The sequence below is a fragment of the Nostoc sp. genome (assembly GCF_036917375.1).
Taxonomy (GTDB): domain Bacteria; phylum Cyanobacteriota; class Cyanobacteriia; order Cyanobacteriales; family Nostocaceae; genus Nostoc.
In genome coordinates, this window is record NZ_JBALDN010000031.1 from 47323 (window position 1) to 65531 (window position 18209).

Annotated in this window: 2 protein-coding genes; both read left to right on the top strand. The window is 46.6% G+C overall.

What is annotated here, in order from left to right:
* The gene (locus V7K45_RS08125) at positions 1-12387 is read left to right on the top strand and encodes a type I polyketide synthase (RefSeq protein ID WP_335002161.1); all 12387 of its coding nucleotides are present in this window, start codon (positions 1-3) and stop codon (positions 12385-12387) included.
* Positions 12388-12481: 94 nt separating this feature from the next.
* Entirely contained in the window at positions 12482-18007 is a 5526-nt protein-coding gene (locus tag V7K45_RS08130; RefSeq protein ID WP_335002163.1) for a MupA/Atu3671 family FMN-dependent luciferase-like monooxygenase, read from the top strand.
* Positions 18008-18209: the final 202 nt, after the last annotated feature.

Genomic DNA, 18209 nt, shown 5'->3' on the forward strand with positions numbered 1-18209 from the left:
ATGGCTACAAATCAAGAACCAACCCTCTCTCCCACAAAACGAGCATTACTAGCACTAGAGCAACTCCAAAGCAAGCTGGATGCCCTAGAGTATGCCAAGGCTGAACCGATCGCCATCATCGGTATGGGTTGTCGATTTCCCGGCGGTGTTAAAGATCCTGAGTCTTTTTGGCAGATGCTACACAATGGCACTGATGCTATTACCAAAGTACCGCTATCGCGTTGGCGCATTGACGATTACTATGACCCCAGACCGCAAACACCTGGGAAAATTTCCGTTGCTGATGGTGGTTTTCTTGAGGACGAGATTGGCAGTTTTGACCCCCAATTCTTCGGTCTTTCCCCTCGTGAAGCCACCTACTTAGACCCCCAGCAACGTTTGTTACTCGAAGTTAGCTGGGAAACTCTCGAACAGGCTCATATTGTTCCCCAAAAATTATTTAACAGTCTGACGGGCGTTTTTGTGGGGATTGGGGCCAATGATTACGCTCGGCACTTAGAACAAGCCGGAGTGTCAGATGCCTATATAGGTACTGGCAATGCCCTCAGTGTGGCGGCAGGCCGGATTTCCTATGTGTTGGGTTTAACAGGCCCCAGTTTAGCTGTAGATACCTCCTGTTCCTCTTCATTGGTCGCTGTTCATTTAGCTTGCCAAAGTTTACGTTTGCAGGAGTGCCATCTTGCTTTGGCGGGGGGTGTAAATCTCATGCTATCTCCAGCCACCAGTGTCATTTTCTCCCAAGCGGGGATGCTTGCCCCTGACGGTCGCTGTAAAACATTTGATGCTCAGGCTAACGGTTACGTCCGGTCTGAAGGCTGTGGAATGATTGCCCTGAAGCGGCTATCTGATGCCCAGCGTGATGGCGATCGCATCCTCGCCTTAATTCGGGGTTCTGCGGTTAACCAAGATGGGCCAAGTGGGGGACTCACCGTACCTAATGGCCCCTCTCAAGAGGCGGTGATTCGTCAGGCGCTAAAAAATGGTGGCGTTGAACCTGCACAAGTGAGCTACATTGAGGCTCACGGTACAGGTACTTCTTTAGGAGATCCCATTGAAGTGGGGGCGTTAGGTGCTGTTTTTGGCTCTAGTCATTCCCAAAGCCAACCCCTGAATTTAGGCTCAGTCAAAACCAACATTGGACACGCAGAATTTGCCGCAGGTATCGCTGGATTAATCAAGATTGTCTTGCAGTTGCAACACCAAGCGATCGCCCCCCACCTACATTTCCATCAACCCAACCCACACATCAACTGGGCAGATTTACCTGTGGTGATTCCGACACAGATAAAGGACTGGTTGCGGGGCAATACGCCAAGAATAGCCGGGGTTAGTTCCTTCGGTTTCAGTGGCACAAATGCCCATGTGGTGCTGGAAGAAGCGCCATTAAAGGAGCAGGGGAGCAGGGGAGCAGCACTTCGGCTACGCTCAGTGACCGAGGAGCAGAGGAGTAATAAAGAATCTTTCTCCTTTGCCCCCCATCCCCTCTCCCCCCCTGCCTCTTCTGAGCGTCCCCTCCATCTTTTGGGCTTGTCAGCAAAGAGTGAAACGGCTTTATTGCAGTTGGCTTTAGCGTATCGAGCTTACCTGGAAAATACGCCAGAATTAGAGTTAGCTGATGTTTGTTTTAGCGCCAATACTGGGCGATCGCATTTTAAGCACCGTTTAGCTGTTGTAAGCAGTTCCTCAAACGAACTGAGGCAAAAACTAGGGCAATTGATAGCTCAAAAACAAGTTTCAGGTGTTTACTCTGGGCAAACTAGTACAACATCACCCAAAGTTGCTTTTCTATTTACTGGACAAGGATCGCAATACATCGGTATAGGTCAGCAACTATATCAAACTCAGCCGACATTCCGCCAAACCTTAGATAGGTGCGCGAACATCTTACATTCCTTGGGGAATAAAAATCTGCTAGAGATACTTTATCCATTCACAAGCACACAGGAAACGGCTGATAGCGAAGTGGCAATATTTGCTTTTGAGTTTGCCTTAGCACAAATGTGGCAATCTTGGGGTGTCAAGCCAAGTATTCTTATGGGAGATGGTGTAGGTGAATATGTTGCTGCTTGTTTGGCAGGAGTTTTCAGTTTAGAAGATGGACTGAGGCTGATTGTTGCCCGTAGTCAATTATCTGAAAAATTTGCAACCATAGCAGAGGCGATCGCCTACCATTCACCAAGATTACCCATTGTCAGTAACGTTACTGGTGAAATTGTGAATGCAGACATCGCCTGTGGGCAATATTGGGTTAATCACCTGCGCCAACCGGAAACGGTTGTTCAAAGCATACAGACACTCCACACAGAAGGTTACAAAATTTTTCTGGAAATTGGACTACAGCCAATGCTGTCGGATATGGGAGTTAGCCTTCCTGAAAGCGAAGTGCTATGGCTGGCTAGTTTACAGCCAGGGGAAGATGAATGGCAGCAATTGTTAGCAAATTTGGCACAGTTGTATGTGCGAGGGGTCGCAATTGATTGGTCAGGCTTTGAGCGCGACTATGCCCACCAAAAGGTCACTTTGCCCACCTATCCCTTTCAAAGACAACGCTATTGGATTGAACGAAACGAAATTTTTCCTCATTCCAATTCCCAGACTGAAGTAAGGCAGACAATCCAAAATCCAAAACTTGTACTGAGCGAAGTCGAAGTATCCAAAATCCAAAATCGAACGCATCCATTGCTAGGACGGCAGGTGTATTTAGCGGGTTCTCAAGAAATCCGGTTTGAATCGGAAATTAGCAGCGATCGCCCAGCCTACATTCAGTACCATCGAGTTTATGACCAGGTAATTTTACCAGCAGCCAGTTTTTTTGAGATGGCTCTCTTTGCAGGCATAGCTGTTTTCGGTACATCGGCGTTAGTTTTAGAAGATGTGTTGGTGCAGCAACCGTTAATCTTACCAGCAGGTGAAAACAAAGCACTCCAGCTAGTCGTAACACTAGAAACGGCAACTGCGGCAGCTTTTAAAATTTTTAGTTTAACAAAGGTTGGCGAAGCAGCTAAACCGATGGAAACCTTGCATGTATCGGGTAAAGTTGCTGTCGATACCCAACCCCAATCTCCTCTCCAGGTTGACATAGCAGCCATTCAAGGGCGACTGTCTACAGAACTATTGGCTGACGACTTTTACCAGCTTTTAGAATCTCTCGGCATCGACATCGATCCGCCTTTGAGAGCCTTGCAACAAATCCACTATGGAGACAGCGATGCTCTCTATTCTTACCAATTACCCCAGGAATGGATGGGCGAAAGCATTCCCTATACGATTCATCCGATTTTACTCGATGGTTGCGTTCAGGTAGGTGGTTTCAGTGCTGCGTTGTTTCAAAAGGTTGAGCGCGAAACCTATTTGCCGTTTGGAGTAGATCGATTGCGCTTTTACCGCAGTCCGAGCGATCGCTGTTTGTGCTACAGCCAAAAACTAATCCCAGAAAATGCCGAAAGGTCTCAAGCCACCAACGACAATCTAGAGGACAATCCAAAATCCAAAATCCAAAATCCAAAATCGAACGACGCAACTCTAAAAGCCAATTTGGTACTTCTAGACTCTGATGGCACGGTTTTTGCCACATTAGAAGGATTGCGATCTAGGCGAGCTACTGTCCTGGCTGTGGGCGAGAGCGATCGCCAAACCCTAGCCGATTGGCTTTATGAGGTGGAATGGCGGCTGCAAGCTAGGTTTGGGCAGCCATTAGCACCAGAATTTTTGGCAACGCCTGGAGAAATTGCTGAGAAACTCACTCCAGATTTGTTGAATCTAATTGCTCAGGTCAATCTCGAACCTTATGGGCAGTTTTTACAGCAGTTAGAAAGTCTCAGCGTCAGGTATATTTGGCAAGCTCTACAAACTTTGGGGTGGCAATTCCAGCTTGGAGATGCGATTTCAGAAGCGGCGCTCATCCAACACCTTGGAATTATACCTCAACAACAGCGGCTTTTTCATCGGCTCTTGCAAATCTTAGCAGAGGAAAATATTTTGCAAGACAGTGGCGATCGCTGGCAAGTCCGGCAATGTCCAGTTTGGGAAACGCCAGAGGAAATCAGCTATGCCGATGCAGAAGTGGAACTGACGCTGTTGACTCGATGCGGCGAGCAATTGAGTGCTGTGCTGCGGGGTGATTGCGATCCCCTACAATTAATTTTTCCCAATGGCGACTTAGCTTCAGCTACGTACCTTTATCAAGATGCCCCTGGTGCAACAGTAGCGAACACCCTCGTTGAGAAAGCGATCGCTCACGCCTTGGCAGCACTACCCAGCGAGCGAGGGGTGAGATTGATAGAAATTGGGGCTGGTACTGGGGGAACTACTAGTTACCTCTTGCCTCAACTTCATCCCCAGCAAACAGAATACGTCTTTACTGACTTGGGATCTTTATTTCTGAGTCAGGCAAAGGAGAAGTTCCGAGATTACCCCTTTGTGCGCTATCAAACCCTAGATATTGAACGCGATCCTGCATCCCAAGGATTTGCATCTCATCAATTTGATGTTGCGATCGCGGTGAATGTCCTCCATGCCACAACCAATCTGCACCAAAGTTTGCAGCACGTCCGGCAGTTACTAGCTCCAGGGGGACTGCTGCTGCTGTTAGAGGGTACTGCAAGCCAACGTTGGCTAGACCTGACTTTCGGCTTGCTGGAGGGGTGGTGGAAGTTTCAGGATCGTGACATTCGACCGGACTATCCCTTGGTCAGTCAAACTCAATGGAGTCAACTGCTCAGAGAAAATGGATTTGAGCAAGTGGCCACTTTTCCAGGCGATCGCTCTCCAGAAAATGCCTTTTCCCAGCAAAATTTGATTGTTGGGCGTGCGTCCGCAGTTGCGGTTGCTCAGTCCACCCCGAAAAGTTGGATTATACTGGGCGATCGCACTGGTATCGGTCAGCAACTAGCTCAACGCTGCCGAGATGCAGGAGACATTTGTAAGTTGGTCGTTCCCAAATCAGGATTCCAGCCATGCCAACCGGATGATGTGGCGATCGACCCCACCGACCCGAAAGCTTTTGTTGAACTCATTGCCCAAGTTGCGGCGCAGGCTCCCTTACAAGGCGTAATCCAGTGCTGGAGTTTAGAGAATGGGGAAACGCTAGCAGCAGCCTCAGAAATCGGATGCGGGACAACCCTGCATTTAGTCCAAGGTTTACTGAAAGCAGGGTTATCTACACTGCCCCGTCTGTGGATTGTCACTCAAGGAACTCAACCAGTACCGGGGAATGCTCCTTTGATGTCATCTATTGCCCAATCTGCTGTTTGGGGTTTGGGTAAGGTGATTACTCTAGAACATCCAGAATTAGAATGCACCTGCATCGATCTCGATCCCAATGCGGATGTAGAAGTCCAAACAACAGCACTTTGGGCAGAAATTTGCGATCGCACCGCAGAAAATGGGGTGGCGTTTCGAGAAGGCAAGCGTTATGTGGCACGGTTAGCCCGTAGCCAATTTGCTCCCAATCAAAGGGTACAGGGAACGGGGAACAGGCTTGCCGTGAGCGTAGCCGAACGGGAACAGGGAACTGTTCTTTCTTTCTCAGACGAGGGAACTTACTTAATTACTGGGGGGCTGGGAGGCTTAGGATTGCTAGTGGCACGCTGGATGGTAGAGCGGGGAGCTAAACACTTAGTTCTGTTGAGCCGCAGTAGCCCTCAAGCAGAAGCTCAAGCTCAGGTTGCAGCATTAGTAGATGCAGGGGCTACCGTGACGATTGCCACAGCCGATGTGATTAACTTTGAAGCCATATCCAATGTCATTGCCGATATCGATCGCTTTCTCTTTCCGCTCAAAGGGATAATTCATGCCGTTGGCGTTCTGGATGACGGGGTACTGTTGCAGCAAAGTTGGCAACGATTTATGCCTGTCATGGCTCCCAAGGTGCAAGGAGCCTGGAATTTACATCAGTTGACCCAAGCTCACCAACTTGACTTCTTTGTGCTGTTTTCATCCATAGCTGCTTTGTTTGGCTCTCCTGGTCAAGGCAATCATGCGGCAGCGAATGCTTTTTTGGATGCCTTGGTACATTATCGCCGCACCTTGGGGCTGCCTGGCTTGAGCATCAACTGGGGTGCTGTCTCCCAAGTCGGAGCTGCGGCAAAACAACAAGCCGATATTCGCGGACAAAATCTGGGATTGGGGGCGATCGCTCCAGAGCAAGTGCTGGAAATTCTGGAACACTTGATGTCAACAGCCGCAGTAAATGTTGGGGCTGCGCCGTTGCAATGGTCTCCAGAACTGCGACGGTGGTTGTCTCAGCCCTTTTATCAGGATTGGCAAGGGGCTGCTGAACTTAGCACTCGCCCTGTTGAGGGTGACTTCCTCCAGAAATTGGCTGCGGTTGCGAACAGTCAACGGCGAGAACTACTGGTGAATCATGTCCAAACCCAAGTTGCTCAGGTGCTAGGTCTAGAGTCGGGGCAGGCGATCGCTCTTGGGCAAGGCTTTTTTGAACTGGGTATGGATTCTCTGACCTCTGTGGAACTGAGAAATCGCTTGCAGACGAGTTTGGGAGTATCCATCCCCTCAACGGCTGCCTTTGACTATCCCACTGTGGGCGAGTTGGTGGATTATCTTGCCAACTTAGTCATAAATGAAAGGGAACAGGGAATAGGGAACAGGAGAGATGGGGAGATAGAGAAGTCTGGGGAGAGAGGAGGGCAGGGAAAGATTTCCTCTCCATCTTCTTCATCCTCCCCTGCCTCCCCTGCCTCCCCTGCCCCTCTGCCCCCCTGCCCCCCTGCCCCCCTGCCCTCTCCCTCAAATGAGCCAATCGCTATTATTGGCATGGGTTGCCGATTTCCCGGTGGTGCGGATAGTCCCGATGCCTTTTGGGAGCTTTTATGCCAAGAGGTTGATGCCATTACCGAAGTACCGAGCGATCGCTGGCATCTGGATGAGTATTATGACCCTAACCCCGACACTCCAGGGAAAATGTACGCCCGTTATGGGGGATTTGTCGGCAATTTAAAGGAATTCGATCCCCACTTTTTTGGGATTTCTCCCAGAGAAGCGATCGCCCTCGATCCTCAACAGCGATTACTTTTAGAAGTCAGTTGGGAAGCACTGGAAAATGCCACTGTGAATCCTCAACAGTTAGCAAAAACTAAAACTGGCGTATTTCTTGGCATTTGTAATGATGACTATACCCGTCGTCTTGGCAAACTCGATTTGGCAGAAATGGATGCCTACATCAGTACGGGTAACGCTCATAGTATCGCATCGGGTCGTCTTGCTTATATTTTGGGGTTGACAGGCCCTTGCTTATCTGTTGATACAGCCTGTTCTTCCTCCTTAGTGACTGTACATTTGGCTTGTAAAAGTCTGCGCGATCGCGAGAGCAATCTGGCAATAGCCGGGGGAGTGAACCGTATTTTTTCGCCTGAAGTCTCCATTAGCTTCTCCAAGGCGCGAATGCTTTCTGTGGACGGTCGCTGTAAAACTTTTGACGCTGCTGCCAACGGCTTTGTTCGCTCTGAAGGGTGCGGTATGGTGATACTCAAGCGATTGAGCGATGCAGTTGCCGATGGCGATCGGATTTTGGCTGTGATTCGTGGTTCTGCGATTAATCAGGATGGGCGCACTAGCGGGTTAACGGTTCCTAGCGGGCCATCCCAGCAAGGAGTCATCCGTCAAGCTTTGGAGAATGCCCAATTAACATCAGCTGATATTAGCTATATCGAAGCTCATGGTACTGGTACAACATTAGGCGATCCCATCGAAATAGGAGCTTTGGGCGCTGTGTTTGCAGCTAGTCATGCCCAAACGCAACCTTTAGTTGTGGGTTCTGTGAAAACGAACCTGGGGCATCTGGAAGCGGCGGCGGGAATTGCTGGTTTAATCAAAGTAGTCTTGCAGTTACAACATCAGCAAATTGCGCCTCACCTGCATCTGCGGCAACTGAATCCATATATAGATTGGGAATCATTACCCATCAAGATTCCTATACAACTGATGCCTTGGCAACCTGCGACTGACAGTCGCATCGCTGGGGTAAGTTCCTTTGGCTTTAGCGGCACTAATGCCCATGTGGTGTTGGAAGAAGCCCCATTAGAGGAGCAGGGGAGCAGGGGAGCAGAGGAGCAGAGGAGTAATAAAGAATCTTTCTCCTCTGCCCCCCATCCCCTCTGCCCCCCTGCCTCTTCTGGGCGCCCCATTCATCTATTTACCTTATCTGCCCAAAGCGAACGCGCATTGCAGGATTTATCTCAGCAATATCAAGATTACTTATTGCGTCACCCACAACTTGCAGTATCAGATATTTGCTTTAGTGTCAATACCGGACGTGGACAATTTGACCATCGCGTGGCGATCGCTGTCACCTCGACCACTGAATTAGGGGAAAAATTGGCTCATATTGGTGTTGAAGGGAACAGGAAACAGGGAATAGGGAATAGGGAAGAGCTTGGAGGGATTTTCCGAGGCTACCTGCCCAACCAGCGCCGGAATCCCAAAATCGCATTTTTGTTTACAGGTCAAGGTTCTCAGTATGTAAGTATGGGAAAGACCTTATATCAAACTGAACCTAAGTTTCGCCAAGCACTACAGGAATGTGAGGCGATTTTACGCACTGAGTTAGAAATTCCCTTGTTGGAGATTTTATACCCAACAACAGAGAAAGAAAAGGCGACAGGATTACTGCAACAAACAGCTTATACGCAACCTGCCCTGTTTGCTCTAGAATATGCTTTAGCTCAACTCTGGCAATCCTGGGGAATTCAGCCAGATGTAGTTTTGGGGCATAGTGTTGGGGAGTATGTAGCCGCTTGTATTGCGGGAGTTTTTAGTTTAAAAGAGGGACTGAAATTAATTGCCGCACGGGGACGACTGATGCAAGCTGTACCTGGTGGCAAAATGGTGGCAGTTTTTGCTTCCGAGTCTCAGATTCGACCGTTTTTAGATCCATACAGCGATCGCGTCGCTATTGCGGCGGTGAACAGCCCACAAAATGTGGTAATTTCTGGTGAGACAGAGGCCATCAAAGCGATCGCGCAAACCCTAGAAGCCAACGGCATAGTCTGCAAACCTCTGCTCGTGTCCCACGCTTTCCACTCGCCGTTGATGGCACCGATGCAAGCAGCGTTTGCCCAAGTAGCAAATCGAGTGAATTATCAACCGCCTCAGCTAACTTTGATTTCTAACGTTAGCGGACGAGTAGAAAATGAAGTGTTAGCTACTGCCCAACATTGGGTTAATCATATCCAACAGCCAGTTCGGTTTCTGGAAAGTCTCCAGACCTTAGTACAACAAGGAGTTACCCATTGCCTGGAGATTGGCCCAAGCCCAATTTTAATTGGTATGGGGCGGCAAAGCTTACCGGAAAGTGCGATCGCTTGGCTGCCTTCCTTACGGTTTAGTCAACCAGATTTACCCCAGATGTTCCAGAGTTTAGCCCAGCTTTATACTCAAGGTGTAAAAGTTGATTGGCAGGAGTTTGAGCGCCCCTATCCCAGAAAGAAAGTAGTTTTGCCCACATACCCATTCCAACGAGAACCTTATTGGGTAGATGAAAGCAAAGTCAGCACCGCCTTACAACAGAAAACACCAGAGTCCAAATCCAGCCAATCCCCACTTCATCATCCTCTGTTGGGTCAAAGATTGCGGTTAGCAAGTTCCACTCAAATCGTTTGTTTTGAATCCCAACTCAGTGCCAAAAATCCTAGCTATCTGAACCATCATCGCGTTTTCGGCAGGATTGTACTGCCAGGCGTGGCTTATGCGGAAATCATTTTTGCGGCTGGTGTGAATGTTCTCAAATGCGACCATTTAATTATTGAGGATGTCACCATTCATCAGGCTTTGATTTTGCAAGAAGATGAAGTGCGGACAGTTCAGACAATTCTTAGAGCAGAAACAGCCAATGTTTACCGTTTTGAAATTCTCAGCACTCGCTTGGATACTGCCGAGTCAGACGATCTTCAAAGCGAAATTGTCTGGCATCTCCATACTTCTGGCAAGTTATCGAAACCCGAACAGACAAAGCCGCCTGAAGTTATCGACATAGCACTTTTACAGCAGCAGTATACCAATCCAGGCAACAGCATTGAGAGTAATTATCAACGACTTGATGCGATCGGGTTCAACTATGGCTCAGACTTCCATGCTGTACAAGCATTTTGGTTAGATGCTGACCAAAACGCCTCTCTTTCTTCTTTACAATTACCGCCCCAACTGGCAGATGAAGCAAACCAATATATTATCCATCCAGTGCTAATGGATGCCAGCGCCCATACTATTAATGCTGTACTTTCCTACAATATTGGTGAAGATGATATCTATCTACCGATTGGATTTAAGCGGGCAGAACTTTACCGCCGTCCAGCGAATCCTCAACGTTTGTGGAGCTACACGCAACTGGATAAAGTAGCTGGGATGAATCAGCAAGTAATTACCCAAAACGGTTACTCGCTGGACGAAGATGGCACTGTTATCGTGCGGGTAGAGGGTTCGTCTGGTAAACGAACGAACCGCCGGACACTGCTCCGCATCCTGCAAGAGCAAGGTAAAACAGAAATTCAAGATTGGCTGTATCAATTAGAGTGGCAACCTTGGCGAGATTTGCCGCCACAACTGCACCTAGCAAATCAAACTGCTGAAAGTCACTGGTTAATCTTGGCTGATGCCACTGGTCTTGGTCAACAATTGGCAAGTGAGTTACAACAGCAAGGTCACACTTGCACAATTGTTTTTGCTGGAGATAGTTATCAGCATTTAGGAACTAATATTTATGCTGTTAATCCCTTGGTTTTAGAAGATTTTCAGCGTTTACATCAAGAAGCGATCGCTCCAAATTACCCCGAATATATTGTGCATCTTTGGAGTTTAGATTCCTTGGGTTTAGATGCACTAGCCCAAACTGCAACTCAGGGCTGTACTAGTCTGTTATTGTTAGTGCGATGCCTGACGGCAAGGCTAATGCCAACGCTCCTCCAGTCAACTCAATCTACATTGCCACGCCTTTGGATTGCCACTAGGGGAACCCAAGCTGTAAAAGAAATCGCACTTCCACAGCTTCCTCTGTGGGGATTTGCTCGTGTGGTTGGGCTAGAACATCCTCAAATTTGGGGTGGTTTAATCGACCTCGATACTCATGCTCTCACCCCAGAACTCGAAGCCCAACAACTCCTGAGTCAACTGGTTGATTCTCAAGGGGAAGACCATTTAGCCTTGCGAAGTGGACAGGTTTGGCGATCGCGTTTAGTCAAACAACCCATGACGCGAACCCAACGCCTATCCTTTCAGGCAGAGAATAGTTACCTCATTTCCGGTGGTCTGGGAGCTTTGGGACTATCAGTCGCAGAGTGGATGGCTGAATCAGGCGCAAAGCATTTGGTATTAACAGGACGGCACGCGCCCTCTGCTCAAGCCCAAGAGGCGATCGCTCGTTTGCAGCAAGCTGGTTTAGAGGTGCGAATCGCAACCGTTGATGTAGCAGATGCCCCAGCTATGAGGAAATTAATCGCCGAAATTCAAACCAGTCCACATCCTTTGCGGGGCGTAGTTCATGCGGCAGGCATCATTGACATCCAACCCATTGAATCAATGCAGCCCAGTCAATTAGATGCTGTTTTTCACCCGAAGGTGATGGGCGGTTGGGTACTGCATGAGTTAACCAAGGAAATACCCCTGGAATTTTTTGTCAGTTTCTCCTCAATCGCCGCAGTTTGGGGTTCTAAAGGACAAGCCCACTATGCCGCCGCCAATCATTTCCTCGATGGACTTGCCCATTATCGGCACAGCCAGGGATTACCTGCTCTGAGTATCAATTGGGGGCCTTGGAGCCGTTATGGTATGGCTGCTTCCGAAGAGGGTCAAGCTTGGCTGGCTCAAAACGGTGTCAGAGCATTATCACCAGAAATGGCGATCGCTGCTCTAGATTACCTGATGGGAACAACTAATGTGCAAACCGTCGTTGCAGATATGGAATGGCAGCGGTTTAAGCAACTCTATGAAGCGAAAGGACGGGGATTGCTGTTCAAGGACATTGAAACTCAGGCACAACCCCAACCGCAAACTTCAGAGCGGCGAACCGAGATTTGGCAACGCTTAAGCGAAGTCGAGTTAGCGAGCGATCGCCAAGAAATTTTAATAGCTTACTTCCAGCAAGAATTAGCACAGGTGTTGCAATTAAATTTATCGACTCAAATAACTACTGTTAACATTCAGCAGCCGCTAGATACGATCGGTCTTGATTCTCTGATGATGTTAGAGTTACGCAACCAAGTGCAAAGAGATTTAGAGGTTGATATTCCAATAGTCAAGTTAATGGAGGGAATTACGCTTTCAGAATTAAGTACGCTCGTCAATGAACATCTGTCAGAGAATTTCCAAAATTCAATTAATCAAGAAACAATCAATTTAGAGGAGAAAAATGAAGATTGGATTGAGTTAGAAATATAGTTCTGCAAAGAGCAATATTTTTTTATTTCACGCAGAGGCGCCCAGACGCAGACATTAATTCATATCTCGTAGTTTTTCTTTAATCTTATCTCCAATGGAATTAATAAATTTTTTACAAAATCTCTCAATCAAAGGTGTCCAATTTTCAATTCAAGAAGATGGGCAATTGCGGCTTGGTGGTTCAAAAGAAATCTTAAATGCAAGCACTATTAACAGTCTTAAACAACGAAAGAGTGAAATTTTAAAATTACTTGAGAGTTGCCCAGATATTTTTAACGTTCATCCCCTTTCTTATGGTCAGAAAGGCTTATGGTTTTTGTGGCAATTAAATCCTGACAGTGCAGCCTATCACATGGCTTTTGCTTGTCGAATTTATTCTCTTTTGCAGATTGATAGCTGGCAGCAAGCTTGTCAAATATTATGCGATCGCCATCCAAATTTAAGAAGTACTTTCCCTCAACGAGAATCAGGGCCAGTTCAGTGGGTGCATCAAACCTTCAAGGCTGACTTTCAATGGATTGATGCTTCAAGTTGGCAAGAATCAGAGTTGCACGACAACGTAATTGAACACCATAAAACACCTTTTAATCTCGAAAAAGACTCCTCCCTGCGCGTTCGAGTCTTCACCCAAAACGAAGAAAAACATATTTTATTAGTGACAATTCACCACATTGCAGGTGATGGATGGTCAATTGAGCTTGTGGTGAACGAACTGTTATCCTTGTACGCTGCTATCAGCACTGGACAAACACCGAGTTTGCCGCCACTGGATCGCACTTATCAAGACTACGTACAGTGGCAGCAAAACTTATTAACAAGTCCACAAGGGGAAAAACTCCGTGCCTACTGGCAACAGCAACTTGCTGGACAACTGCCTATACTGCAATTACCAACAGACCGTCCTCGCCCTAGTTTTCAAACCTACAACGGTGCAACTCAGTTTTGCCAACTGCCAAATTCCTTAGTTGTTAAACTCAAGACTCTAGCGACAACCGAACGCACAACCCTTTATGTGTTGCTGCTGACGGCTTTTCAAATTTTGCTATATCGCTACACTGGTCAGGATGATATCTTAATTGGGTCGCCGTTAGCCGCAGGTCGCAGCCAGTCGCAGTTTACAGCCGTTATTGGTAATTTTATCGATCAAGTGGTGTTACGAGGGAAGTTGGCAGGCAATCCCAGCTGTAGAGAACTTGTTGCTCAAAACCGCCGCACTGTTTTAGAAATGTTTGCCAATCAGGGTTATCCTTTCCCTCTGCTGGTAGAAGAACTGCAAGTTCAACCCAATCCTAGCTATCACCCTATATTTCAAGTGGCTTTTATCTTGCAGAACTTTCGGCAATCGCCAGTTATGGAAGCGCTATTGTCACCAAAAGCCGTTCAAGAACCAATTACCTGGCACAACTTACAATTAGCACCCTTGGAAATGCCTCAGCAAGAAGGTCAATTCGATCTCACGCTGGAAGCTGTAGAAACAAGCGAAGCGGTTTATACGGTGTTCAAGTACAATGCTGACCTCTTCAATGCAGATAGAATTGAGCGAATGATGGGGCATTTGCAGACATTACTTGAGGGAATTGTTACTAATCCTGACAGTCCGAGCGCGACACTACCACTCCTCACTAACATAGAACAGCAACAATTATTGGTGGATTGGAATCAGACAAGTATTGACTATCCACAACATTTATGCATTCATCAATGGTTTGAACAACAGGTTGAGCAGACACCAGAGGCGATCGCTGTGATATTTGGCAACCAAACCTTAACCTATCGAGCCTTAAACGAAAAGTCAAATCAATTAGCTCATTACTTGCAAAGTCTTGGCGTTCAACCAGAGACATTAGTGGGAATTTGTGTTGAGCGATCGCTAGAAATGGCGATCGGTCTACTGGGCATTCTGAAAGCGGGAGGAGCTTACGTACCCCTAGATCCAACCTATCCTCAAGAGCGATTGGCATATATGCTCTCGGATGCCAATATATCGGTTTTACTCACTCAACAACGATTATTAGCAATTTTGCCAGTTATTTCAGCGCAAATTATTACTCTAGACGCAGATATCAGACAATTATCAAGAAAGGCAGAGGGCAGGAGGCAGAAGGCAGAAGGGAATTCTGATTCCTGTCTTCTGCCCGTAACCTCTTCAGCGCCAAAACTGGAAAATCCGCAAACAGAGGTCAAATCTCATCACCTAGCTTACGTTATTTATACTTCTGGCTCTACAGGTCAACCAAAAGGGGTGATGGTCGAACATCGCCAAGTGGCAAATTTCTTCATTGGTATGGACGAACGGATTGGGGTAAATGGTGGCGTATGGCTGGCCCTAACGACGATTTCCTTTGATATTTCGATTCTGGAAATATTCTGGACTCTCGCTCGTGGCTTTCAGGTGATTTTGCAGGACGATCCGAAAAATATATCTCCGGCAAAAATATCTTCTCTAACAAAACCCAATACCAAGCCGTTGGAATTTAGCTTGTTCTACTTTGCCAGCGATAATCAGAAGGTGACAGCAAAGGAACAGTACAAACTACTTATTGAAGGAGCAAAGTTTGCCGATCGCAATGGATTTACTGCGGTTTGGATACCAGAACGTCATTTTCATGCCTTTGGAGGTATTTATCCTAACCCTGCTGTTGCTGCTGCGGCGATCGCCACAATTACGGAAAAAGTTCAGATTCGGGCTGGTAGCGTCGTTTTGCCTTTGCATTCAGAACTTCGCATTGCTGAAGAATGGGCATTAGTTGATAATTTATCCAATGGACGGGTAGGTATTTCTTTTGCTAGCGGCTGGCAACCCAATGATTTTGTGTTAGCTCCCGATCGCTACGCTGAACGCAAAACGATTATGGCACAAGGAATCGCCACAGTACGGCAACTCTGGCGAGGAGAAGCGATCGCGCTTCCAGATGGCACAGGTCAGACAATAGATGTCCAAACCTTTCCGCGACCCGTGCAACCCGAACTTCCTGTTTGGGTAACTGCGGCGGGTAATCCAGAAACTTTCCGTTTGGCGGGAGAACTAGGTGCAAATGTTCTCACCCATCTATTGGGGCAGAGTCTTGAAGATTTGACAGAGAAAATCAAACTTTATCGCCAAGTCTGGCAAGAGCAAGGCTATGGGGGTACGGGTCATATTACTCTGATGCTACACACCTTCATTGGTGAAGATTTAGAAACCGTGCGCGAGCAAGTCCGTCGCCCTTTGTGCAACTATCTCAATAGCTCGATGGATTTAGTACTTAAAATGTGGGACGGGACGGATTTAGCTGCTCAAGTTAAATCCTGGGATGAGGGCGATCGCGAAGCTTTACTCTCATTTGCATTTAACCGTTACTTTGAAACTAGTGGATTGCTAGGAACCACAGAAAAATGCCTTAGTCTGATTGAGCGTTTACAGACAATTGGAGTCGATGAAGTAGCGTGTTTGATTGATTTTGGCATGGATATTGATTCTACTCTGTCTAGTCTCAATTACCTCAAAGAAGTGAAAGAGCGTAGCAATTTAGGGGCAAGTAACCACGATCCAGAGTATTCCGTACTAGCTCAATTGCAGAAATATCCAGTATCTCATCTGCAATGCACTCCCTCCTGGCTACGAATGCTGATGACAACCCATAGTTTACAACCACTCAGGTCGCTGCAAGCCTTAATGGTTGGGGGAGAGAGTTTGTCCCCATCCTTAGCGCAGCAACTTCAAGAAGCAATACCAGGGAAAATTTACAATATGTATGGCCCCACCGAAGCTACGATTTGGTCAACTACCCATGCCATTGATGTTGTCGATCGCAAAATCCCTATCGGTCAGGCGATCGCTAATACCCAAATTTACATTCTCGATCGCTATCTTCAGCCTGTTCCTGTTGGCGTACCTGGGGAATTGCATATTGGTGGTGTTGGACTTGCACGCGGCTATCTTAATCGAACTGATATCGCCCAAGCTAAGTTTATTTCCAATCCCTTTAGCGCCGATCCTGAAGCGCGGATCTACAAAACTGGCGATCTAGCGCAGTATTTACCTGATGGCAGCATCGAGTTTTTGGGACGCATTGACAATCAAGTTAAAATTCGTGGCTTCCGCATCGAACTTGGTGAAATCGAAATGATGCTCAACCAGCATCCTCAGATCCGTGAGAGTTGTGCGATCGTTCGTGAAGAAATGACAGCTGCTTCAGAGCAAGAGCGATTGGTAGCTTACTTTATTCCCCATCGGCAACCGAATAGCGATCGCCAAAAACTGCTCAAACTTCCTAACGGGATGACAATCAAGCATTTGAGCGCTCACCAAACTAATGCGCTTTACGCCGAAATCTTTGAAAATCAAATCTATCTGAAGCACGGCATCACCCTTAATGATGGTGATTGTGTTTTTGATGTGGGTGCAAATATTGGTTTATTTACATTATTTGTGCAGCAGAGTTTTTCCGATACCACAGTTTATGCTTTTGAACCGATTCCGCCCACATTTAATATTTTGCAAACCAACTTGAGTCAATATAGCCCTCAAGTAAAACTATTTGAATATGGTCTTTCTCATCAACAAGAAACGGTTAAATTTACCTTCTACCCAGAAATGTCAGGAATATCTGGGCGTTTTGCCGAGCCAGAAAAAGATAAACGAGCGGCAAAAGCAATGATTGTCCACCAGGTCGAAAATGGCGTAGTAGGACGGCAAGGAATGCGCTCTCAAGAAGGAATCGACGAATTTTTAGCAGAACGATATCGTAGTGAAGCCTATTTGTGTCAGTTAAAAACCCTTTCCACAATTATTCGTGAGTATAAAATAGAGCAAATTGATTTGCTTAAAATCGATGTTGAGAAAAGCGAGTATCTTGTTCTTGGAGGTATTGAAGAACAGGATTGGCTCAAAATTAAACAACTGGCGATCGAGGTTGATGGCTTGGAGAATCTGCAAAAAATTACTACTCTTTTAGAACAAAAGAATTATCAAGTTTCTGTGGATGAATACATTATTTCTAAAGGCGAACAACCCGATAGTAATATTGAGGTTTATATGCTCTACGCTATTCATCCCAACAGATCGATACGCAAATCTTGTGAAACTAAATCTGAGAGAAAACAGCATTTAGAGCAACTTTCTGGCGAGAAGTTCTTATCAGTGTCAACTCTAGAACTGCGCCAGTTTCTCAAAGCGAAGCTACCAGAGTACATGATTCCCAATGATTTTGTGCAACTTTCGGCCTTTCCCTTAACGCCTAATGGCAAAATCGACCGCCAAGCGCTACCACTTCCTGATTCTCAAAACCAACGCGCTCAAGAGTTTGTCGCCCCACAGACAGATACAGAACAAGCGATCGCTGATATTTTTGCCGTAGTTTTAGGTGTTAAGGCTGTAGGCATTACTGATAACTTTTTTGAACTTGGGGGACACTCTTTTCTAGCCACCCAAGCCATTGCTCAGATTCAAGATACATTCAACATTGAAATTCCCTTAAGGGCGTTGTTTGAAGCAAATAATGTTGCTGATTTGGCGATTATAGTTGAAGAAATCTTATTAAAAGAAATTGAAGAATTAACCGAAGAAGAGGCTGAAGCATTAGTTAAAAGGGAACAGGGAACAGGGAACGGGGAACAGGAAAAAAATATGTCCGAATAATTGGGCTTGGAGCAACTAAATTTATTTATGAAAAAAATAAATATAGTTCTTTAATAGACCTCTTGCAAAAGAGCTTTTTGCAAGAGGGGGAAAAGGGTAAAGGTTAAAGGTTAAAGGGACAATACAGAACCTTTTCCCCTTCCCCTTTCCCCTTTTCCCGACTTATGCAATAAGTCTAATACTTGTATTTGATTTTTGAAAA

What these genes read in the sequence shown, in the direction of transcription:
- V7K45_RS08125 (WP_335002161.1), top strand. Translation starts at nt 1, where the DNA reads ATGGCTACAAATCAAGAACCAACCCTCTCTCCCACAAAACGAGCATTA.
- V7K45_RS08130 (WP_335002163.1), top strand. Translation starts at nt 12,482, where the DNA reads ATGGAATTAATAAATTTTTTACAAAATCTCTCAATCAAAGGTGTCCAA.